This is a genomic window from Azospirillum sp. A1-3, from assembly GCF_023806445.1.
Lineage (GTDB): Bacteria > Pseudomonadota > Alphaproteobacteria > Azospirillales > Azospirillaceae > Azospirillum.
On the sequence record NZ_JAMSLU010000002.1, the window covers coordinates 271,105 to 291,621 of the forward strand.

General features: G+C 64.3%; 20 protein-coding genes and 2 pseudogenes. 18 read left to right on the top strand and 4 right to left on the bottom strand.

Features of this window, described 5'->3' with window-relative positions; genetic code table 11:
* Window positions 1-160 precede the first annotated feature (160 nt).
* Window positions 161-1,732 (top strand): AMP-binding protein, encoded by a 1,572-nt coding sequence (locus M5E06_RS14630; RefSeq protein ID WP_252138779.1) that lies wholly within the window; start codon window positions 161-163, stop codon window positions 1,730-1,732.
* Window positions 1,733-1,797: 65 nt separating this feature from the next.
* Here M5E06_RS14630 and M5E06_RS14635 read toward each other — a convergent pair whose 3' ends face one another.
* Window positions 1,798-2,442: a TetR/AcrR family transcriptional regulator gene (locus M5E06_RS14635; protein ID WP_252138780.1), complete on the bottom strand. Its 645-nt coding sequence runs from the start codon at window positions 2,440-2,442 to the stop codon at window positions 1,798-1,800.
* Between the two features lie 241 nt (window positions 2,443-2,683).
* Between M5E06_RS14635 and M5E06_RS14640 the strand changes: the two genes are divergently transcribed.
* The 14 genes and pseudogenes from M5E06_RS14640 (at window position 2,684) to M5E06_RS14705 (ending at window position 15,472) form a co-directional block, all read left to right on the top strand.
* Complete coding sequence (locus tag M5E06_RS14640; protein WP_252138781.1) at window positions 2,684-3,166, top strand: MaoC family dehydratase; 483 nt, start codon at window positions 2,684-2,686, stop codon at window positions 3,164-3,166.
* Complete coding sequence (locus tag M5E06_RS14645) at window positions 3,163-4,131, top strand: SDR family NAD(P)-dependent oxidoreductase (protein WP_252138782.1); 969 nt, start codon at window positions 3,163-3,165, stop codon at window positions 4,129-4,131. Before M5E06_RS14640 ends, M5E06_RS14645 begins: the two co-directional genes overlap by 4 nt.
* Window positions 4,128-5,330: an acetyl-CoA C-acyltransferase gene (locus M5E06_RS14650; RefSeq protein WP_252138783.1), complete on the top strand. Its 1,203-nt coding sequence runs from the start codon at window positions 4,128-4,130 to the stop codon at window positions 5,328-5,330. Before M5E06_RS14645 ends, M5E06_RS14650 begins: the two co-directional genes overlap by 4 nt.
* A 39-nt stretch (window positions 5,331-5,369) precedes the next feature.
* Entirely contained in the window at window positions 5,370-5,816 is a 447-nt protein-coding gene (locus M5E06_RS14655) for an acyl-CoA thioesterase (protein ID WP_252138784.1), read from the top strand.
* 26 nt (window positions 5,817-5,842) lie between these two features.
* A complete protein-coding gene (locus M5E06_RS14660; protein ID WP_252138785.1) occupies window positions 5,843-6,997 on the top strand; it encodes an iron-containing alcohol dehydrogenase in 1,155 nt (384 codons plus the stop codon).
* Window positions 6,998-7,129: 132 nt separating this feature from the next.
* Window positions 7,130-7,993: an IS5 family transposase gene (locus M5E06_RS14665; RefSeq protein ID WP_252138786.1), complete on the top strand. Its 864-nt coding sequence runs from the start codon at window positions 7,130-7,132 to the stop codon at window positions 7,991-7,993.
* A 469-nt stretch (window positions 7,994-8,462) separates the two neighbouring features.
* Window positions 8,463-9,641 carry a type II toxin-antitoxin system HipA family toxin gene (locus tag M5E06_RS14670; protein WP_252138787.1) on the top strand — a complete coding sequence of 393 codons (1,179 nt, stop codon included), beginning with the start codon at window positions 8,463-8,465 and terminating at the stop codon, window positions 9,639-9,641.
* The gene (locus M5E06_RS14675; protein WP_252138788.1) at window positions 9,617-10,621 is read left to right on the top strand and encodes a helix-turn-helix domain-containing protein; all 1,005 of its coding nucleotides are present in this window, start codon (window positions 9,617-9,619) and stop codon (window positions 10,619-10,621) included. The genes M5E06_RS14670 and M5E06_RS14675 overlap by 25 nt, the downstream gene beginning before the upstream one ends.
* A 106-nt stretch (window positions 10,622-10,727) precedes the next feature.
* Window positions 10,728-11,420, top strand: a pseudogene (locus M5E06_RS14680) (IS6 family transposase); the annotation flags it as partial.
* A gap of 40 nt (window positions 11,421-11,460) precedes the next feature.
* Window positions 11,461-12,057 (top strand): fumarylacetoacetate hydrolase family protein, encoded by a 597-nt coding sequence (locus M5E06_RS14685; protein WP_252138790.1) that lies wholly within the window; start codon window positions 11,461-11,463, stop codon window positions 12,055-12,057.
* A 328-nt stretch (window positions 12,058-12,385) separates the two neighbouring features.
* A complete protein-coding gene (locus M5E06_RS14690) occupies window positions 12,386-13,249 on the top strand; it encodes an IS5 family transposase (protein WP_252138791.1) in 864 nt (287 codons plus the stop codon).
* A 77-nt stretch (window positions 13,250-13,326) separates the two neighbouring features.
* Window positions 13,327-14,139 carry a nucleotidyltransferase domain-containing protein gene (locus tag M5E06_RS14695; protein WP_252138792.1) on the top strand — a complete coding sequence of 271 codons (813 nt, stop codon included), beginning with the start codon at window positions 13,327-13,329 and terminating at the stop codon, window positions 14,137-14,139.
* Window positions 14,136-14,552 (top strand): VOC family protein, encoded by a 417-nt coding sequence (locus tag M5E06_RS14700; protein WP_252138793.1) that lies wholly within the window; start codon window positions 14,136-14,138, stop codon window positions 14,550-14,552. The genes M5E06_RS14695 and M5E06_RS14700 overlap by 4 nt, the downstream gene beginning before the upstream one ends.
* Window positions 14,553-14,821: 269 nt before the next feature.
* The gene (locus tag M5E06_RS14705; protein WP_252138794.1) at window positions 14,822-15,472 is read left to right on the top strand and encodes a PAS domain-containing protein; all 651 of its coding nucleotides are present in this window, start codon (window positions 14,822-14,824) and stop codon (window positions 15,470-15,472) included.
* A 28-nt stretch (window positions 15,473-15,500) separates the two neighbouring features.
* Here M5E06_RS14705 and M5E06_RS14710 read toward each other — a convergent pair whose 3' ends face one another.
* A complete protein-coding gene (locus M5E06_RS14710) occupies window positions 15,501-16,268 on the bottom strand; it encodes an IS6 family transposase (RefSeq protein WP_252138795.1) in 768 nt (255 codons plus the stop codon).
* Between the two features lie 62 nt (window positions 16,269-16,330).
* Between M5E06_RS14710 and M5E06_RS14715 the strand changes: the two are divergent.
* Window positions 16,331-16,927, top strand: a pseudogene (locus tag M5E06_RS14715) (IS5 family transposase); the annotation flags it as partial.
* Between the two features lie 166 nt (window positions 16,928-17,093).
* Here M5E06_RS14715 and M5E06_RS14720 read toward each other — a convergent pair.
* A complete protein-coding gene (locus M5E06_RS14720) occupies window positions 17,094-17,570 on the bottom strand; it encodes a cupin domain-containing protein (RefSeq protein WP_252138796.1) in 477 nt (158 codons plus the stop codon).
* 116 nt (window positions 17,571-17,686) lie between these two features.
* Here M5E06_RS14720 and M5E06_RS14725 point away from each other — a divergent pair, with 116 nt between their 5' ends.
* A complete protein-coding gene (locus M5E06_RS14725) occupies window positions 17,687-19,237 on the top strand; it encodes a winged helix-turn-helix domain-containing tetratricopeptide repeat protein (protein ID WP_252138797.1) in 1,551 nt (516 codons plus the stop codon).
* Window positions 19,238-19,344: 107 nt separating this feature from the next.
* Window positions 19,345-19,521: a hypothetical protein gene (locus M5E06_RS14730; RefSeq protein WP_252138798.1), complete on the top strand. Its 177-nt coding sequence runs from the start codon at window positions 19,345-19,347 to the stop codon at window positions 19,519-19,521.
* Between the two features lie 100 nt (window positions 19,522-19,621).
* Here M5E06_RS14730 and M5E06_RS14735 read toward each other — a convergent pair whose 3' ends face one another.
* Window positions 19,622-20,512: a LysR family transcriptional regulator gene (locus M5E06_RS14735; RefSeq protein WP_252138799.1), complete on the bottom strand. Its 891-nt coding sequence runs from the start codon at window positions 20,510-20,512 to the stop codon at window positions 19,622-19,624.
* Window positions 20,513-20,517: the final 5 nt, after the last annotated feature.

The following is a 20,517-nucleotide window of genomic DNA, read 5'->3' on the forward strand; positions in this document are numbered from 1 at the left end:
TGTTGCAATCCTTTGATTGGTGGTGCAAACATATGCATGGCAGCTGCTGCCGGGCGGTGGGCGGCCCAATAGCTGGGCGTCAAAGTTGGACGAAGAGGGAGGGTTTTCGGCGATGCACGGAGATGATCGGGGGCGGATCCCCGCGGCGGACGAGTGCGTCTTGCGCAATCTTCTGGAAAGACAGGCCGAGCGGCAGCCCGACGCGGTATTCGTCGCTTTCTGGCAGGGCGAGACCTGGAGCTACCGGAAGACGCTGGAGCGTGTCCGCCGCCGCGCCGCGGCCCTGCGCGCGCAAGGCGTGCGCCAGGGTGACCATGTGCTGTGCTGGATGGGGAACGGGCCTGATTTGCTGACCTCGTGGTTCGCCATCAATTACCTCGGGGCGGTCTATGTGCCGCTCAATACGGCGAGCCGGGGACGCCCACTGGAGCACATGCTGGACAACGCCGGCGCCGCAGTCCTTATCGCTCACGTGGCGTTGGTCGGCCGCCTGGCGGAGATCGACCGGGGGGCTGTGGCTACGGTCCTGACCGTCGGCGCGGCGGACTCGGACCCGCCCGAGTTGCCCGGCGTCACCATCGCGCCGCTGGTCGATGCGCCCGCCGATGCCGATCTTCACCTGGACCTCGAGCGGCCGATCCAGCCCTGGGACCCGCATGCGATCATGTATTCATCGGGCACGACCGGAGCGGCCAAGGGGGTCGTGACGTCCTACGTGCAGATCTACACGATGGGGCCGGACGCCTTCGACAGCATCACGGCGGACGACCGCTGCATGATCTGCGGGCCGATTTTCCATTGCGGCAGCACGCTCTACGTCTATTGCATGCTGGGCAAAGGCGGCTCCATGGCGATGGTTCCGGAGTTCCGGACGTCGGAGTTCTGGGACTCGATCCGCGACACCGGCAGCACGGTGGTCCTGCTTCTTGGCGTCATGGCAAGCTTCCTGCTGAAGGCGCCGCCGGGGCCGGACGACCGCGACCATACCCTCAGGAAGGTTTTCATCGTCCCCTTCGGCGACGACGCGCCGCGCTTCGGCGCGCGCTTCGGCGTCGAACTCCACACCGTCTACAACATGACCGAGATCGCCAGCCCCCTGACGGCAGGGCCGGAGGGGATGGTGCCGGGCCTGTGCGGCCGTGCGCGGCCCTGCTTCGAGTTGCGCGTGGTCGATGGCAACGACGCGGAATTGCCACCGGGCACCGTCGGCGAGTTGATCATCCGCTCCCATCGCCCTTGGGCTCTCGGCTCCGGCTATTACCGGAACCTGGAGGCGACGCTGGCGGCCATGCGCAACGGATGGTTCCACACCGGCGACGCCTTCCGTATGGAGGATGACGGTCGCTTCTTCTTCGTCGACCGTCTGAAGGACGTGATCCGCCGCCGCGGCGAAAACATCTCCTCCTTCGAACTGGAGGCGGAGATCTGCGCCCACCCGGCGGTGCGCGAGGCGGTGACGGTCGCTGTGCCCAGTTCGGTCGGCGAGGACGAAGTGCTGGCGGTCGTCGCCCCGCTTCCCGGCGCGTCAGTCGATCCGGCGGAACTGGTCGGTTTCCTGGCGGCGCGGGTGGCGCATTACATGGTGCCGCGCTACGTCCGGGTGGTGGAGGAGTTGCCGAAGACGGCCAGCGGCAAGCTCCAGAAGCATACGTTGCGCGCCGAGGGGCTGACGGAGGAGTGCTGGGACCGTGAGGCGGCGGGCATCCGCTTCAAGCGGGAAACTCTCGCCTGACGAGCCCGCGTCCTTCCAGGAACACCGAAGCCCTTGTCCCGATGCGGGATGAGGGCTTCTCCATGTCATTCCGGCGTGTTCAGCCCCTGCATGATCGAGCCGACGATCTTGTCGGCCAGGATCTCGCGGTCGTCGCGGGTCTCCGCCGGGCGGGGGCGATACCAGATCGACAGCCAGTTTATGGCGCCCAGCGCCACCTTGACCGCCACCGACACGTCGCTGGTGCGGATCGAGCCGTCCTCGACGCCTTCGTAGGCGACGCGCTTGAACAGGCTCTCAAAGTCATTGCGCACGGTCATCAGCTCGGCCAGCGTCCGGCGCTGCTCGGGCGTCGTGGCGCCGAAGCGGTGCATTTCCACGCCCTGAACCACCACCGCTTCCAGGGCGAGATTCTCCATCATCGAGAGGGCATGCTGGCGGAACATGGCGCTGAGGCGCCGCGCCGCCGGCTCCGGCCCCTTCATCACCGGGGTGACGGCCTCGAAGTTGCGCCGCATCCCCTCGCGGTGGACGTCGAAGAACAGCTCCGTCTTCGAGCGATAATAATGATAGATGCGGCCTTTCGTGGCGCCTAGACGTCGGGCCACATCGTCGATGCTCGTCGCATGGTATCCCTGCTCCATGAAGCATTCGGCGGCGGCGATCAGGATGTCGATGTTCCCGGTCTTGTCTATGCGGGGCGACAGCGGGTTCTTTTCACTGCTCATCATCCAGTTCCAGCTCAATATGTTCGTCGACGACCAACCCGTTTCGCCCGCCCCAAACCGCCGCGACGGCGCGGCGCCGTTCGGTTCGGCGAAGCTAGGACCAATCCATGCTTCAGGCAACATTTCTGCCTGGACAGGACCGGCATGCTCACATACTACTTGGTATGTTTTTTGTGCGTGGCGCAAGCAAACTTTGCGGCGTCCGCATCCAAGCAACGGCCAAACGGACATGGGAAGACCCCCAATGATCGAACCTGTTTCTCCTGGGGACCTGGAACGGCACGTCGGCGGTGAGATCGGCGCGTCGCGTTGGTTCACGATCCCCCAGGAGCGCATCGACGCCTTCGCCGACGTCATCGACGACCACCAGTTCATCCATGTCGATCCCGAGCGGGCAAGCCGCGACACCCCCTTCGGCGGCACCATCGCCCACGGCTTCCTGTCGCTGTCGCTGCTGACCGCGATGGGCGCGGGCGTGCTGCCGGTGATTGCCGGGGAGGCGATGGTCATCAATTACGGCTTCGAGCGCGTCCGCTTCCTGGCGCCGGTGAGGTCAGGCACGCGGGTCCGCGCCCGCTTCGTGCTGAGCGAGGCGACCCGCCGGTCGGAGCGGGAACTGGTCGCACGCTATGCGGTGACGGTGGAGATCGAAGGCGGCGCCAAGCCGGCGCTGGCGGCCGACTGGATCATCCTGACCCTCTTGAAAGAACAGGTGGACGCAGCATGAGCATTCAATCGGAAGACATCGCCCCCAACGGCGTCCGCTTCGACGGGCGCGTCGCGATCGTCACCGGGGCGGGGAACGGCCTGGGGCGCGGCTATGCGCTGGAACTGGCGGCACGTGGCGCCAGGGTGGTGGTCAACGACCTGGGCGGCGGACGCGACGGCCGCGGCGCCTCGGGCGCTGCCGAAACCGTGGTTGCGGAGATCCGCGACCGCGGCGGCGAGGCCATCGCCGACGGCGCGAACGTCACCGACCCGGCGCAGGTCGCCGCCATGGTCGAGCGCACCCTCGGCCTGTGGGGCCGCATCGATGTGCTGATCAACAACGCCGGCATCCTGCGCGACAAGAGCTTCGCCAAGATGGATTTGGAGGATTTCCGCTCGGTCGTCGACGTGCATCTGATGGGGGCGGCCAACGTCACCCACGCGGTCTGGCCGATTATGCGGGCGCAGGGTTACGGCCGCATCCTGATGACGACCTCGACCTCGGGCGTCTATGGCAACTTCGGCCAGTCGAACTACGGCGCCGCGAAGGCCGGCCTGGTCGGGCTGATGAACGTCTTGCATCTGGAAGGCGTGCGCAACGGCATCCACGTCAACGCGGTCGCTCCGACCGCGGCGACCCGCATGACGTCCGACATCCTCGACGAGACGGCATTGGCCCGGCTGAACCCCGACTTCGTCACCCCGGCGGCGCTGTTCCTGGTGTCGGAGCAGGCGCCGAGCCGCACGGTGATCCTTGCCGGCGCCGGCACCTATGCCCGGCTCGCCATCGTCGAGTCGGACGGCGTCTTTCTGCCGGAGGGCGAGCGGACGCCGGAAGCCGTGGCGGCCCGCTTCGCCGAGATCGCGTCGCTCGACCGCCAGCACGAGATTGACGCCGGCCTGAGCCATGTCGACCGCATCCTGAAGCGCGCGGCGGAAGCCGCCGGTCCGAACGCGGGCTGTGACCGAGGAGAAGACCGGTGAGAGAAGCCGTCATCGTATCGACCGCCCGCACCCCGATCGGCAAGGCCTATCGGGGCGCCTTCAACGATACCCAGGCGCAGGCCCTGGGCGCCCATGCCATCGCCCATGCCGTCGCCCGCGCCGGGATCGACCCCGCCGAGATCGACGACGTGGTGATGGGGGCGGCTCTGCAGCAGGGCGCCACCCACATGAACATGGCTCGCCAGTGCGCACTGCGCGCCGGGCTGCCGACCTCGGTGGCGGCACAGTCGGTGGACCGGCAATGCGCCTCGGGCTTGATGGCCATCGCCATCGCCGCCAAGCAGATCGTCGGCGACGGCATGACCGTGGCGGTCGGCGGCGGCCTGGAATCGCTGTCGCTGGTCCAGACCGAGCGCATCAACGTCGACCGCTGGCGCGATCCCTGGCTGGTCGAGCACCGCCCCGACGTATACATGGCGATGATCGAGACGGCGGAGATCGTCTCGGCCCGCTACGACGTGCCGCGCGAGGCGCAGGACGCCTACGCCGCCCGCTCCCAGGCCCGCACCGCCGAGGCGCAGGACGCCGGGCGCTTCGACGCGGAGATCGTGCCGCTCACCACCACCATGACCCGCCTCGACAAGGCGACCGGCGAGACCACCCGCCATGCGGTGACGCTGGACCGCGACGAGAGTAACCGGCCGGACACCACGCTGGCCGGGCTGTCGGCGCTGAAGCCGGTGTTCCGCGACGGCCAGCAAATCCAGCAAGGGCGTTTCGTCACCGCCGGCAACGCCTCGCAACTGTCGGACGGCGCGTCGGCGAGCGTGCTGATGGAGGCGGCGGAGGCCGAACGGCGGGGCCTGCACCCGCTCGGCATCTACCGGGGCATTGCCGTTGCCGGCTGCGATCCGGACGAGATGGGGATCGGGCCGGTCTTTGCCGTGCCGAAGCTGTTGAAGCAGCACGGCCTGACCGTCGACGACATCGGGCTGTGGGAGTTGAACGAGGCCTTCGCGGCACAGGTGATCCATTGCCGCGACCGACTCGGCATCCCCGACGAGCGGCTGAACGTCAACGGCGGGGCCATCGCCGTCGGTCATCCCTACGGCATGTCGGGCGCCCGTCTGGTCGCCCACGCCCTGATCGAGGGCAGGCGCCGCGGTGTGCGCCATGTCGTCATCACCATGTGTGTCGGTGGCGGCATGGGCGCTGCCGGCCTGTTCGACGTCGCCTGAGTCCCCAGGATCGAACCAGAGACAGAGAGAGGAACCCGCATGGACCGCAAGCACGACACCCGCGCCGCCTACCCCCATTTCCAGACCGTCCCTACCCGATGGATGGACAACGACGCCTACGGCCACGTCAACAATGTGGTCTATTACAGCTACTTCGACACGGTGGTGAACCAATACCTGATCGAGAACGGTGCACTTGACATCGAAAACAGCCCGGTGATCGGGCTGGTGGTGGACACCGGCTGCAGCTACTACGCGCCGGTCAGCTTCCCGGACCGGGTGGAGGCCGGGTTGCGCGTGGCGCGGCTGGGCACCAGCAGCGTCCGCTACGAGGTCGGACTGTTCCGCAACGATGATCCGAATCCGGCGGCCTGCGGCCATTTCGTGCATGTCTACGTCGATCGCGAGACGCGTCGTCCGGCAGCGCTGCAGGAGAAGCTTCGCGCAGTGCTCGAGCGGCTGGTCGCGCCGGCTGAATCCGCCTGACGCCCCTTTCCGGTGAGGACCGAGACATGATGGACTTCGTGTTCGAAACCACCCCTAAGCTGGTGTGCGAGGCGGGAGCGGCGACCCGGCTGGGCGAGATGGCGAAGGGACTGGGGATCCGCCGCGCGTTGATCGTCACCGACGCCGGTCTGGTCGCAGCCGGGCTGCTGGAGCCGGTCCAAGCCGGTTTCAGGACCGCCGGAACAGTCTGCACCCTGTTCTCCGACGTCGTGGCCGACCCGCCGGAGCAGTCGGTCGCGCTGGCGGTGCAGGCGGCGCGGGACGCCGGGGTCGACGGCGTGATCGGGGTCGGGGGCGGTAGCTCGCTGGACACGGCGAAACTGGTCGCCCTGCTGAGCGGCACGCCGCAGGATCTGTCGGACATCTACGGCATTGGTCTCGCCAAGGGGCCGCGCCTGCCGCTGATCCAGGTGCCGACCACCGCCGGCACCGGGTCGGAGGTGACGCCGATCGCCATCGTCACCACGCCCACCAGCGAGAAGAAGGGGGTGGTCTCCAGCCTGCTTTATCCTGATCTGGCGGTGCTGGACGCTCATCTGACGCTGGGGCTTCCGCCACGCGTCACGGCGATGACCGGCATCGATGCGATGGTCCACGCCATCGAAGCCTACACCACCCGCCACAAGAAGAACCCATTGTCCGACAGCCTCGCCCTGCGGGCGCTGAGCCTGTTGGGCGGCAACATCCGCACCGTCATCGCCGACGGGCGCAACGTCGCCGCACGCGCGGCCATGCTCCAGGGCTCGCTGCTCGCCGGCATCGCCTTCGCCAATGCGCCGGTCGGGGCGGTCCACGCCCTGGCCTATCCGTTGGGTGGCCATTTCCATGTGCCGCACGGGCTGAGCAACGCGCTCATGCTTGGACCGGTGCTGGAGTTCAACCGGCCGGCTGCCGAGGAACTCTATGCCGAACTCGCCCCGGCGATCCTGCCCGGCAGCGCCTTCGCCACGCCGGCCAAGGCTGCGGACGCCTTCCTCCGCGCCATGCGCGATCTGGTCGCTGCCATGCCGATGGAGCAGCGGCTGGAGCAAGTCGGCGTGCGGCGCGATAATTTGCCGATGCTGGCTGCCGATGCCATGAAGGTTCAGAGACTCCTGATCAACAATCCGCGCGAGGTCTCCTATGAAGATGCCTTGGCCCTATACAGCCAAGCGTACTGAGAGCTTGTTCGTGACGGGCTCGTCCTGACCGGTGCTGGGCGGGATGCTACTTTAAGATGAACAGGGGTGTTGCGCCGGGTGGCCCATCTGGTAGGGCTGTGAGCGTCGTCAACAGCCTCGGGTCAGCAGTCTATGGGCAGCGCCGTTCGTCCCGCAAGCACCACGCCCGCCTCCTGGGACGCGTTCTCGAATGTCGATGCCTTTGTGGATGAGGTGCTGACGGAGTTGACAACCATGGCGGCGGAGAGGACGCGGACAACACGATCCGGCTCGAAGCCAGCGCTTGCCGGCGCCACCTTGCGCAAGGCGATCATGGCGGTGTGGTGCGTGTGCTTCTGCGGCATGCAATGGCGGGCCATCGGCCAGCTCTCCGGCATCCCCTTCGGCACACTGTACACTCTGTTTGCCCGCTGGACCCGATTGGGGCTATGGCGCCGTTTGCTCGACCGGCTACGCCGCACTTGGCGGCAGGCCTGCGGCGATACGGCCGAGCCGAGCACGGTGGTGATCGACAGCCGAACCTGCCCGTCGGCCCCGAGCTGCTTCGCGCGGGGCGTGGACGGCGGCAAGAAGATCCGCGGCGTGAAGGTCCATATTGCCGTCGAGAAGTACGGCATTCCGCTGGCGATCGATGCAGCGCCGGCCAATGTGCACGACACCAAGGGCATCGTCCCGGTCCTGCGGGAGATCGCTGGCCGCGGTTTCCAGGGCCCGGCCATTGGCGACCTCGGCTATCGTGGCCAGCGCCTGGCCAAAGCCGGGGAGGCGCTTGGCATCACCATTCAGCCGATCGCCCGAGGCCGCAACGGCGTGTTCATTCCCACCGAAATAGCCTGGGTCGTGGAGCGCTCGTTTGGATGGCTAAGCCGCTACCGACGATTGAACACCGTTGTCGAGCGGACAAAGGAGCACCTCGTCGCTTTCATCGAGATCGCCTTCATTTCGATCCTCTCACGCCGCCTGCAGCGGCTCGTCACCCAGGCCACCCCCGTATGACGTCCACGAACAACCACTCAGTCCACATTGTCTTGTCATTCGTCATGCTTCGCAACATCGATCGAATCACAAGGGACTGAAATCACTCAATTCTTTTCGGGTCAGGCTCTTAGGGATGCGGTGGCGGCGGGCAGCATTGTGCTTGAAGGGCATGGCGGGTGCAGCATTCAGAACGACGGGGCGCCCTTCTACACGGCACGTCAGCCCTCCGCAAATTGGCTCGGCAACGCCTCCATGCACCAACGCCACGGTAAGTGGCTTCCAATGTCGGTTATCTGGATCACTGCTGCCCCCGCAGCCCACCAGCCGTACGATTTGCCTGCCATGAAAGACACAACAGGCGAACCACTGGCACTATGTCGCTCATAACGGATATATGGCGTTGAAGATGGCCTTATGCTTGCCATATACAACGTGTAGCCGGGCCTTGCGGCGGTGAGGCTGGCTATGTCGGATAAGGGCGACTGTCGTGACTGAGCGTACTGCAGATATCCTGTATAAGGGACAAAGGGTCGCGGTTCTCTACGAGACGCCGCAGGGCGGCACGCGCTTTGTCTACAATCCAGGCGTGACAGAGACGATCGCCTGTGTCCTTCCGGTCCGGGAGCGGGAGCACGCGTGGCCGACTGGTCTGCATCCGTTCTTCCAGCACCTGGGGCCCGAGGGCTGGCTTCGCGAGAAGCAGGCGCGCGCCGGCCGCGTGGAGGACGAGGACGATTTCGGCCTCCTTCTGCGCTATGGGCAGGACTGCATCGGCGCCGTTGGCGTCAGCGCCGTGCAGCCGCTTGCGGCACCCTTGGTCGCGGTCGATGCCGAGACCACCGCAGCCGCAGCGGGCAAACGCACCGTCTCCGGTGTGCAAAAGAAGCTTCTTGGCTTTCGCCACGGCGACCAGTACCACCCGGCCGAAGCCGAAGGGCCGGCCACCCACATTGCGAAATATAACGATCAGACCAACGCTACGTTGGTACGCAACGAATATCTCACCCTGCGCTTTGCCCGCGATGTTCTTGGCGCTAAGCAGGTCACAGAGTTCGAGACGGCATTTCTCGCTGGAATCGAAAATTTGGCGCTCGTCGTGAAGCGCTTCGACCGCACGGATAATGGCGAAAAGCTCCGTCAGGAGGATTTCGCCCAGATCCTTGCCCGCCCGCGCGGTCGCGATTTCACCGGCAAATATGCCGGGAGTTACGAAGAGATCGCCGGCGCCATCCGAGAGCATTCCGCGCGCCCACAGATCGATGTCGAACAGTTCTTCCGGCGCGTGGTCCTCTGTGCGCTCATCGGGAATGCCGACGCGCACCTGAAGAACTTTTCACTTCTGGAAACGTCGCGCGGCTTGCGACTGTCGCCGGCCTACGACCTGCTGAACACGCTGGTCTATGGCGGCGCGTACAAAACCGAGTTCGCGCTGTCGCTGTGCGATGATCACGTTCAGACCGACCGGATCGACCGCAGACTGATTGTCGCCTTCGGTCAGGCCATCGGGCTTCCGGAGCGGGCCATCAAACTGGCCCTCAAGGAGCTTGGTGATCGTGTCCGCCGCAGCCAAGCCATCGTGCCGCCGGCCGCGGAGCCGGCGGACGGCTTCGTCCATCGCTACGCCGAGATTGTGGAGGGCGCATGCCAGAGAATCTTCGAGGAGTAGTCCAGCCGCTCGACTGGCCGGCGCTCGTTGCTGAAACCATCCGCCGGCGCAAGGATGAAGGGCTGACCCAGGCGCAGCATGCCGGCTTGGCTGGCGTCGGCAGGACCACGGTGGTTGCCTTCGATCAGAGCGACACATCGATCACCCTCAGCCGCGCGCTGGCCATCCTGGGCGTAGTAGGACTGGTCGCCGAGAACAACGCCAACCCGCAGGATGCCTTCGTGTCCGTGTGCCGGCAGCGCTGGAACGACTTGGTCGGCAAGCTCCCCGACGATGCCCCCGCGCGCCAGGTGCACGGCCACTACAGCTTTGACTACGAGGTGGTTGGCCCAATCACTCGACTGTCGCCAAAACGACTGCTCGTTGTCCTCGACAAGTCTGTGGTGCGCTACACCGGCTGGCCGCCTTTCTGGGTCCCGACCAGGGAAGACTTGGCCCCGGTGTGCGATGAGAGCGGCGTCGAGTGCTGGCTTGGTAATACCGAAGCAGAGCGGGTGTTCGATGATGCCGCCCACAGCGACTACTGGCGAGCCTCGACAGACGGGCGGCTCTACCTGCAGCGCGGCTACCAGGAGGACGGCTCTGACGTGCTTCAGCCGGGCACCTTCTTCGATGTCACCCTGCCGATCTGGCGCGCCTGGGAAGGCCTCTCTCACGCGGCCCGCTTCGCCACGCTGACCGCACCCGTCGGCGACCCGGAAATCCGTTTCCGCGTCCGTTATACCGGTCTCGGAGGGCGCGACCTCGCCTCCTGGGCAAAGCCTGCGGATCGCAGCCTCATCGTTGGGATCCACCGCAGCCGCTTGCCGGAGGCCCATCTCGCGATCGCCACGTCGGCGCCGCGGATTGACGAGGATCCCGTCGGTGTCGTGCACGAGCTGCTCAAACCGCTCTACGAGCGCTTCGACGGCTATGTCCTGGAACGCGATCTTGTTGAGCGCGAAATCCTCGACATGAAGAGCCGGCGCCGTTCTGGATAGGGCACAGATCGGGGTTCCGTTGCAAAGTTTGCCGGCGGGCGGAGATCGGGTAAAACCCAGCCCTTTCGACGTTGAGGTGACACGGTGATGCGCAGCACGAAGCCCATTCAAGGGCCGGCAGTTTACGGCGGCGGTGATCCTGGGGGCGGTGCGCTGGTATCTGCAGTTCCCGATCAGCTATCGCGATCTGGAGGGGATGCTGTCCGACCGCGGTGTGGCCGTCGATCACACGACGCTCTACCGCTGGATCCAGGCCTACGCCCCGGAACTGGACAAGCGCCTCCGTCCGCACCTGCGGATGACCACCGGCTCCTGGCGGGTGGACGAGACCTACGTGAAGGTCAAGGGCCGCTGGATGTACCTGTACTGTGCCGTCGATGCCCGCGGGCAGATCATCGACTTCCTGCTCAGCGCCAAGCGGGACACTGCAGCCGCCCGGCGCTTCTTCCGCAAAGCTTTGAAGCAGGCGCACACGGTGAACCCGCGTACCGTGACTGTGGACAAGAACGCCGCGTATCCGAGCGCGACCAAGGCGATGAAGAAAGCCGGAGAGCTGTGGCGTTTCGCCAAGCTGCGCCAAGTCAAGTACCTCAATAATATCGTTGAACAAGATCACCGGCGCATCAAACGGTTGGTCCGGCCGGGGCTCGGCTTCAAGAGCTTCCACACCGCGCGCCGGACGATCGCCGGCTACGAGATCCTGGCGATGGTGCGCAAGGGGCAGGTTGCCGCCATGCCCGCCAACGACATGCCCGCCCAGGCGACCTTCATCGCGAATCTGTTCGGTATTGCTGCCTGATGATGCCGCCGCCGCGGCACTCCGCGTCTGCCGGCAAACTTTGCAACGGAACCCCCGTTACCCCGACAGCATCGTCGGCCACGGCGAAGCGCTGGTCCGGCCGAAAGTCTCGGACCATTTCGATTACGAGGGCGAACTGACGGTGGTCATCGGCAAGCCGGGCCGCCACATCCCGCAAGACCGCGCGTTGGACCACGTCGCCGGCTACACGCTGTGCAACGACGGTTCGATCCGCGACTTTCAGCGTCACACCACCCAATTCACGCCGGGCAAAAATTTCTGGCGTTCCGGCTCCATTGGCCCGTGGATCGTCACCGCCGACGAAATTCCCGACCCGGCGGCTTTGTCGATCGAAACCCGGCTCAACGGCGTCACCGTGCAGCGGTCGCCGATCAGCGACCTGATCTTTCCAGTCCCAGCTCTGATCGCCTACATTTCGTCCTTCACGCCGCTTGCCACAGGAGACGTGATCGCCATCGGCACCCCCAGCGGGGTTGGAGCCTTTCATGAGCCGCCCCTGTGGATGAAGCCGGGAGACAGGGTGGAGGTGATCGCCAATGGCATCGGCACCCTCTGCAACGGCATTGCCGATGAAGTTGCTGATGAAATCGTTGATGAGGTTGCCGGCGCGGCGTAACTCTCCACCCGGCATCCCACTTCCGTCAGGTCGCCTTCCGCGCGGCGCTGGGCGTGGGGCGTGGTCGAGTAGCTCAGCCATTCGGCTTTCGCCCTCACAGATCCGGGCATGCGGTAGAGTAGGGCGTCGGCGAGTTGCCATCCGGTACTTTTCCGGCGCCCTCTCTCCAAACCGGACATGAGTCTTTCGGTCTCAGAGTTTGTTCGTAGCGGGTACGTCCCAGCCGGTGCTGACCGGTATGCTACTTTAAGCTGAAGAGAGGTATTGCGCTGGAGGCGCGGTCTGGTAGGGCTGTGGCCGTCACAAACAGCCATCAGGCCAGCATTTTATGGGCACTGCCGTTCGTCCCGCAAGCACCACGCCGGCGTCCTGGGACGCGTTCTCGGACGTCGATGCTTTTTTCGAGGAGGTGCTGGTCGAGCTGACGGCGATGGCGACCGACGGCACACGTCCAACTCGCCCTGGGCCCAAAGCGTCTCTCACCGGAGCCGCGCTGCGCAAGGCGATTATGGCCATCTGGTGTGTTGGCTTCTGTGGCATGCAATGGCGCGCCATCGGTCAGCTCTCCGGCATCCCGTTCGGCACGCTATACACTCTGTTTGCCCGCTGGACCCGGCTCGGGTTGTGGCGCCGCCTTCTCGATCGACTGCGCCGCACGTGGCGGCTGGCCTGCGGCGACACGGCTGAACCGAGCACGGTGGTGATCGACAGCCGCACCTGCCCTTCGGCCCCGAGTTGCTTCGCGCGGGGTGTGGACGGCGGCAAGAAGATCCGCGGCGTGAAGGTCAGCATCGCCGTCGAGAAGTACGGCATTCCGCTGGCGATCGACGCCACGCCGGCCAATGTGCACGACACCAAAAGCATCGTGCCGGTACTGCGCCAACTCGCTGGCTGCGGGTTCCAAGGTCCCGCCATCGGCGATCTCGGCTATCGCGGCGAACCCCTGGCCAAAGCCGCGGAAACGTTCGGCAGTGCTGTCAAGCCGATCGCCCGCGGGCGCGACGGGGTGTTCATCCCCACCGAAATCGCCTGGGTGGTGGAGCGCTCCTTCAGTTGGATCAGCCGCTACCGGCGATTGAACACGCTCGTTGAGCAAACGAAGGAACACCTCGTTGCCTTCGTCCAGATCGCTTTCATCTCCATCCTCTCCAGGCGCCTGAAGCGGCTCGTTCCCCAAGAGGTCAGCGTGTAACGTCTACGAACAGGTTCTGACAGCTTGCAAAGGCACCTCTGATCATTGCATCCTGAGGTGCTGGCTAGGAGAGAAACATGCCCAGCACCCTTCCCCATCCTCATGCCACGTTTCTTGAATGTTTTCGCGATGCGGTTGCATCCGACGATCGGTTCAGCGCCCTTCTGATTGGTGGCTCGTACATACACGGAGGCTTCGATGAGCACTCCGACCTCGACTTCTTGATCGTCGTTGAAGATGACAGCTACTCAGACGTCATGGCGTCGCGTATGGCCTTTGCCGAAGCGTTGCCCGATCTCCTTGGTGCCTTCACGGGCGAGCATGTCGGTGAGCCGCGGCTTCTGATTTGTCTCTACGGTCCGCCACTTCTGCACGTAGATTTGAAGTTCGTCCTGGCTGCCGACCTCGACCACCAAATTGAACGCCGTGCCATCCTGTTCGCCCGGGACAATGCGGAAGTTGAGAGGCGTGTTCGGTCCGGTCGGGTCGAATGGCCGAACCTACCCTCCGAATGGTTCGAATCCCGCGCCTGGATCTGGCTGCACTACGCGGCCACCAAGCTCGCTCGTGGTGAACTCTATGAGGCGATCGGCATGCTTGGTTTCTTCCGCGAACAGGTGCTCGGCCCCCTGTTCCATCGACGTGCCGGCAAGAACCAGCGGGGTGTAAGACGCTTGGAGCTTCTGCGGTTGGACGAGCATGAGAGATTGGCGACGACCCTCGCTCGTCACGACGTCGCTTCGGTCAGGGACGCCATCGAAGCCTGCATCGACCTTTACGTTGATCTACGGGCCGACGATCCGGCGCTGAAAAAGACCAGGCTGATGCCGGATCTCCTTCGCGACTTCATCGGTCGAGGGGTGTCAGACATGAAAGACCACAGCCGATGACGGCTGACGATCGAATGGGACAACGGCGCCTGTCCCTCGCGACGCTGCTGGTCCGAGACTATGACGAGGCGATCGCCTTCTGCGTCGGCAAACTCGGATTCGAGCTGCGGGAGGACACCAAGCTGGCAGACGGCAAGCGTTGGGTCGTCGTTGGCCCTGCCAAAGGCGACGCCTCGCTCCTTCTCGCAAGAGCCATCGGGGAACAACAGAGCGCCACCGTCGGCCGACAGGGCGGCGGTCGGGTCTTCCTGTTCCTTGAGACGGACAACTTTGCCCGCGATCATGCCCGTTACCTCGCGGCGGGCATCGTATTCCGCGAACCACCGAGATCGGAGCCGTACGGGATGGTCGCCAAGTTCGAGGATCTCTACGGAAATCTCTGGGACCTGATCGAACCCCGCGCATCCGACTGATCCAAGACATCGACTAAGGCGGACCGTCCGCTTTCCATCCCAGCCAGCGTGGTGTAGGGATGCGGGACTGGCGGCGGCCTATGGATCGGCGTAGAAGTCATGGCCCGTTAATGTCTGCCACCTTTCCGCGACAGCGAGGCCGCCGGCGTTCAGTCGCCGGCCTTTGCCGTTTCCGGGGCACAGGCCGACCCCTGGGCAGCTTCTGACGGGCTGCAGGCACTACATCTCGACAATGCATGGAATTTTACGGCCTCAGGCGTCCTCTGGAGATGCCGGTCGCAGCGAAGCAAGATGAAGCCAACGTTCGCACGGCGTCTTTACAGCCCCCGCTCGGTTTCCCATTTCACGCCTTCTTCCGTGAGCCGGGAATGGCATCCTGCCTGGATTGGCTTGAGCTCGTCCATACCGGCTCACCATCCAGCGCACCAACGAGATCGAACGCGATGCACGGCAGCCTTGGACCGAACAGCAGACTGGACTTCCTCTCTGGTGGAGGCGAGATGGCGGCGCTCATCCGAGCCCACGACTGGGCGGCGACGCCGCTCGGGGAGCCCACCGTCTGGCCCTCCGGCCTCAAGACCTTGGTCGGGGTCATGTTGAGTTCCATCCAGCCGATGTTCGTCACCTGGGGTCCGGACCGCACGTTGCTCTACAACGATGCCTACGCCGAAATCCTTGCACGGAAGCATCCGGCTTCCTTGGCCCGCGACTTTCTCGAGGTCTGGCATGAAATCCAGGCCGATCTGCTGCCCATTGTCGAGCAGGCCTACAACGGTGAGCCCGTCCACATGGATGACATCACACTCATGATGGAGCGCCGCGGCTACCTGGAGGAGACACACTTCGCCTTTTCCTATACGCCGGTACGCGATGAGGCAGGGGCCATGGCTCTGTTGCAAATTCTTCCTGTAGGCGCGTGATGATGACGACCGGCATCACTGCCGGAGGCTACGCTGCCTTGAGTTCGAGCTGCTGGTTGACGAGCTGAACGGCTTCGGCGAGCACGCAGGGGCCGACGTTGAAGGCGCGCTCGACAAGGCGCGCCTCGCCGTGCATGTCGCGGGTCAGGTTGAAGGCGGCCGCCTGCCCTTTGCGGAGCGCACGCATCACCTCGAACCCCTTGATCGCCGCATAAGCCGTCTTCAGGGTCTTGAAGCCCCGCACCGGCCGAATCAGCTGCTTCAACTTGCCGTGGTCGGCCTCCACCACATTGTTCAGGTACTTGACCTGCCGATGTTCCATCTCCTCGGGACATTTGCCCTCGGCCTTCAGCTCCGCTAGCGCTGGCCCATAGGTGGGCGCCTTGTCGGTGTTGATGACCATCGGCTTCTCCCAATCCTTCAGGCCGTTCAGCGCCTTGCCGAGGAAACGCTTGGCGGCCGCGGTATTCCGCGTCGGCGAAAGGTAGAGGTCGATGGTGTTGCCGTGCTTGTCGACGGCCCGGTACAGGTAGGCCCACTTGCCACCGACCTTCACATAGGTTTCATCGACCCGCCAACTGGTCGATCGTGGGCAGCGCCACTGCCAGCGCAGCCGTTTCTCGATCTCGGGGGCATACTTCTGGACCCAACGGTAGATAGTGGTGTGGTCGACCGTGACGCCGCGCTCGGCCATCATCTGCTCGAGGTCACGGTAGCTGATCCCGTACCGGCAGTACCAGCGCACGGCCCACAGCACGATCTCGCCTTCGAAATGGCGACCCTTGAAGTCCGACACGGTTTGGCTCCCTCCAACGTCCAGCCATTCCGCCGCGTGCCGGCCAACTTTGCAACAGAGCCGGGCCGGTCACCGTGGTGATCGACTCTACGGGGCTGAAGGTGTTCGGCGCCGGCGAATGGCAGCAGGAGAAGCACGGCGGCAAACCGCGCCGGACCTGGAGGAAATTGCATTTGGCCGTCAATCCGGACACCGGTGACATCCTCGCCTCCGAACTGACGACCACAGACGACGGCGATGCCTCTCTGGTCAGCGCCCTGCTGGAAAATGTCCCGCAGGAGATCACCGCAGTTCTTGCGGACGGCGCGTATGACGGTGATCCCGTCTACCGGGCCGTGGCGGCGCACTCAGCTGAAGCCGCGGTGATCATCCCACCGCGGAAAACCGCGGTGTTGAGCGACACGGCCGAAACGGCACCGACCCGACGCGACCGACATCTTCAGCTGATCGCCGAAAAGGGTCGGCTCGGCTGGCAACGGGCCGTCGGCTATGGAAAGCGCTCTCTGGTTGAGGTGGCGGTACTGCGCTACAAGGCCCTGATCGGACGCGGCCTGAGGGCCAGGACTCTGCCCGCGCAGAAGACCGAAGCCGCCGCCGGCTGCCGAGTCCTCAACGTCATGACCAGCCTCGGCAGGCCGGTGTCACGCCGCGTCGCCTGAACATTCCGGGAAAGGGCGAAATCCGCCGGTACGCCGATTTGTGCGCCAAAGTCCATGGGCAGCGCAGCCGTTGCTGTGGGGTGTGCGGTCGGCCCTGAGGTCGTCCGACGCGCACGCCACCCTTGGGACCCTTCATTTTCGATAGCGTACCTGTCACCGATCAAACCTACGTTTTCGTCGTCAACTCCGACAGTTGATCGGTGTCATAGCGAGCTCGCAAGTCACCGATGGCTTTCGCATCTGGGGGGCCGCCCCGAGCAGCCACCTTCGCAAGTTCTTCGAAGTAGTGCTCGTGTCCCGGTGGCGAGACGGTCATGAGCACGCGGGCTGGCTTTCCGCTGATGTTGGTGATGTTGTGCGGCACGCCAGGGGGAATGAACAGGTAGGTTCCCGGCGTGGCCCGGACCACTTGGTCGCCGACCCACCATTCACATTCGCCTTCCAGCATGTAGAAGGTTTCTTCCTGCACGCGGTGAACGTGGACGCCGGTGGCAAACTCTGGCGGGATCGTCCAATCGAACATGCTGGTGTGCTTCGTATCCTTCCCTGTCACGAGGAAGACCATCGGATGGCCACCCAGCGTGACCCCCTTGTCCTCGGCAGGCATGCGAATGACAGGTGTGGCACACATCTCATCCTCCATGGCTCACTGCTTCTTCCTATGAAGCAACGCCCCCATGATGGCTGTACCCCGTCAGAGAGTCCTGAAGCCGATCCGAAATTGTTGCAAAGAACTTGTAAAGAGCGTCCCCTTTATCGATGGCGACGATCCTCGAGTTTGGTCCATTCCGCCTCGACGTCGATGCAGGGATACTGTTCTACGGCACCGCACCGACCCGGCTCGGCCAGCGGGCGGTGGCGCTTGTTGCCGTACTCGTGGAGCAAGCTGGCGCGCCGCTCTCAAAGGAAACCTTGATCGAGGCCGCGTGGCCGGGTCTCGCGATTGAGGACAGTAATCTGACGGTTCAGATCGCCGCCGTGCGGCGGGTCTTTGAAGACTTGGCAGGGGGCGCGGGTTGGATCGAAACCCTGCCGCGCCGGGGCTACCGCTATGTCGGCCCGGCAGTTGCGGCGGACCCGGATCGAGCTCCTGGTCTGCTGACCCCGCCGGCCCTGACATTACCTGACAAACCGTCGGTTGCGGTTTTGCCGTTCTCGAATTTGAGCGGTGACGCGGACCAGGATTACTTCACCGACGGTATGGTCGATGACATCATCACCGGCCTGTCGCGCATCAACTGGCTGTTTGTCATCGCGCGAAATTCAAGCATCACCTACAAAGACCGGATGGTGGACGTGAAGCAGGTTGGCCGCGAACTCGGGGTGCGTTACGTGCTTGAAGGCAGTGTTCGCAAAATACGCGAACGCGTGCGCATCACCGGTCAGTTGATTGACGCGTCGACCGGAGCGCATATTTGGGCCGAGCGTTATGATTACAGGTCCGATGACATCTTCGCTCTTCAGGATGAAATCGCACTGTCGGTCGTTGGCGCCATCGCGCCGAGCCTGCGACGCGCGGAAATCAATAGGATCAAGCGCAAACGGCCCGACAGCCTCGATGCCTATGACCTTGTCCTGCGAGCCCAGCCTGATGTCGATTCGGGCATGCCGGAGCAGGTGACGAGAGCACTGGTGCTTCTTGAACGTTCGATCACCCTTGATCCTTCTTATGCGCTTGCGCACGGCAACGCCGCAATGTGCCACCATTGCTTGTTCCTGCGCGCTGGCCTGCAGGAGGTCAACCGCACCGCTTCGATCCGCCATGCCCGATCGGCGATCATCCATGGACAGGACGATGCGCTTGCTCTGACTTGGGCCGGGTTTTCTCTTGGTATGGATGGGCATGATCGTGCCGCAGCATTCACGGCCTTGGAAGCGGCGCTCGCCATCAGTTCGTCATCGGCCCTAACCTACATTCTCGGAAGCGTCATTCTTGGATGGAGTGGGGAGGCTGAGCGCGCGATAGAATGGAGTGAGCAGGGTGTGCGTCTCAGCCCGTTCGATTCCTGGGCTTGGGCCGCGTTTGACGCACAGGCAATGAGCCATTTCCACCGCGGCCGTTATGAGGAAGCTGCTCATGCAGCATATCGGTCCGTTCAGGCCAACCCGGCACACAGCATCACCCATGTGCAATTGGCCGCAGCGCTCACCAAACTTGGACGACTGGAAGAAGCCAGGGTCGCTGCGGCAAGGGTCCTGGAACTGCACCCTACGTTTCGGTACAGCCGCCAATTTTTAGGCGTCAATTGTGATCCAGCACTTGCGACATCACTTGGTGATGCGTTGCGTGCTGCCGGGCTACCAGAGTAGCTATAACGAGCGCCGCGCTGAAGTGGCGCCGATGACGCCCCCACCGGCACCCGAATTCCACGTCACGGCGGGGACCGGTTGGAGGGGAAGCGGACAAGCGCGTTCTGTTGGTGCTCGATGGCGCGGGCCGGGATGGCGCCGGCGAGGTGGAGATCCCGGACAGCATCATTCTGGAGTTCCTGCCCCGCTACGCCCCGGAGCGACAGCCGGCCGAGCGCTTGTGGCCACTGATCAACGAGGCGGTCGACAGCACTCACTTAGCCAATGTAGAGGCCGTTCTCTGAAGGCAGGTTTTGACCCGAAGCGGAAGTTGGACTGGAACCGCATTGTGCCAGCAGCCGTCCTTCGACGGCTTTCAACGCGACGCGGCATTGCATAAGGGCATCAGGCTTTCCAGGAACCGAGCAGCACCCCCAGAAAGCGCGCCGCCATCGGGGAGAGGATGGCGCCGTGTCGTTGGACGACGCCGATCGTCCGAGAAATCTTCGGGTGGCTCAGCGGGATGGTCCGGATGATGGGATGGCCGGAGGCTGGGGTGGCGAGCTTGGGAAGCACCGCGACGCCAAGCCCCGCCTCAACCAGTCCAAGCGAACTGGCTAGATGCGTGATCTCGTAGGACCAGTTCAGTTTCAGACCGTGCTGCGCCAGGGCGTTGTCGATCAGCGCCCGGTTGCCGCTGGTCCGGCCCACGGTGATGACCCGATGGGCGGCCAATTCCTCCCAGTTCACCACTTTTTGCGACGCCAGCGGATGATCGTGCCGGCAAGCGACGACGAACGGGTCCTCGGCCAGCGGCGTGAACTCGATGTCCGGGTGTGACGTGCCAATGAAGTTGATGCCGAAATCGGCCTCGCCACGGGCCACCGCCTCCAGCCCCTCGTTGGCGCCGAGGTCCAGGATGCGGATGCGGATGCGCGGAAACGCGACGCTGAAGCGGCTGATCGCGTTCGGCAAGAAGTAGAACACCGCCGTCGGAACGGACGCGATGGTGATCTGCCCGCCGCTCCGGACGCCCAGATCGCTGATCCCCAGCAGCGATGACTCGAATTCGTCCAGGAAGCGCCGGACCTTGGGCATGAAGTCGCGTCCCACCATGGTGAGCGCGACATGGCGCGTCGACCGCTCGAACAGGGCGACGCCCAGCGTATCCTCCAGCTTCTGGATGCGGCGACTGAGCGCCGGCTGCGAGAGGTTCAGCAACTCGGCAGCGCGATTGAAGCTGCCCAGTTCGGCCACCGCCACGAACGCCTTCAGATCCACCAGTTCGAAATTCATGGCCA

Coding starts and splice junctions, on each gene's coding strand:
- M5E06_RS14635 (WP_252138780.1), bottom strand. CDS start 2,442: ATGATGAGCAGTGAAAAGAACCCGCTGTCGCCCCGCATAGACAAGACC.
- M5E06_RS14640 (WP_252138781.1), top strand. CDS start 2,684: ATGATCGAACCTGTTTCTCCTGGGGACCTGGAACGGCACGTCGGCGGT.
- M5E06_RS14645 (WP_252138782.1), top strand. CDS start 3,163: ATGAGCATTCAATCGGAAGACATCGCCCCCAACGGCGTCCGCTTCGAC.
- M5E06_RS14655 (WP_252138784.1), top strand. CDS start 5,370: ATGGACCGCAAGCACGACACCCGCGCCGCCTACCCCCATTTCCAGACC.
- M5E06_RS14660 (WP_252138785.1), top strand. CDS start 5,843: ATGATGGACTTCGTGTTCGAAACCACCCCTAAGCTGGTGTGCGAGGCG.
- M5E06_RS14665 (WP_252138786.1), top strand. CDS start 7,130: ATGGGCAGCGCCGTTCGTCCCGCAAGCACCACGCCCGCCTCCTGGGAC.
- M5E06_RS14675 (WP_252138788.1), top strand. CDS start 9,617: ATGCCAGAGAATCTTCGAGGAGTAGTCCAGCCGCTCGACTGGCCGGCG.
- M5E06_RS14690 (WP_252138791.1), top strand. CDS start 12,386: ATGGGCACTGCCGTTCGTCCCGCAAGCACCACGCCGGCGTCCTGGGAC.
- M5E06_RS14695 (WP_252138792.1), top strand. CDS start 13,327: ATGCCCAGCACCCTTCCCCATCCTCATGCCACGTTTCTTGAATGTTTT.
- M5E06_RS14700 (WP_252138793.1), top strand. CDS start 14,136: ATGACGGCTGACGATCGAATGGGACAACGGCGCCTGTCCCTCGCGACG.
- M5E06_RS14705 (WP_252138794.1), top strand. CDS start 14,822: ATGCCGGTCGCAGCGAAGCAAGATGAAGCCAACGTTCGCACGGCGTCT.
- M5E06_RS14720 (WP_252138796.1), bottom strand. CDS start 17,570: ATGGAGGATGAGATGTGTGCCACACCTGTCATTCGCATGCCTGCCGAG.
- M5E06_RS14725 (WP_252138797.1), top strand. CDS start 17,687: ATGGCGACGATCCTCGAGTTTGGTCCATTCCGCCTCGACGTCGATGCA.
- M5E06_RS14735 (WP_252138799.1), bottom strand. CDS start 20,512: ATGAATTTCGAACTGGTGGATCTGAAGGCGTTCGTGGCGGTGGCCGAA.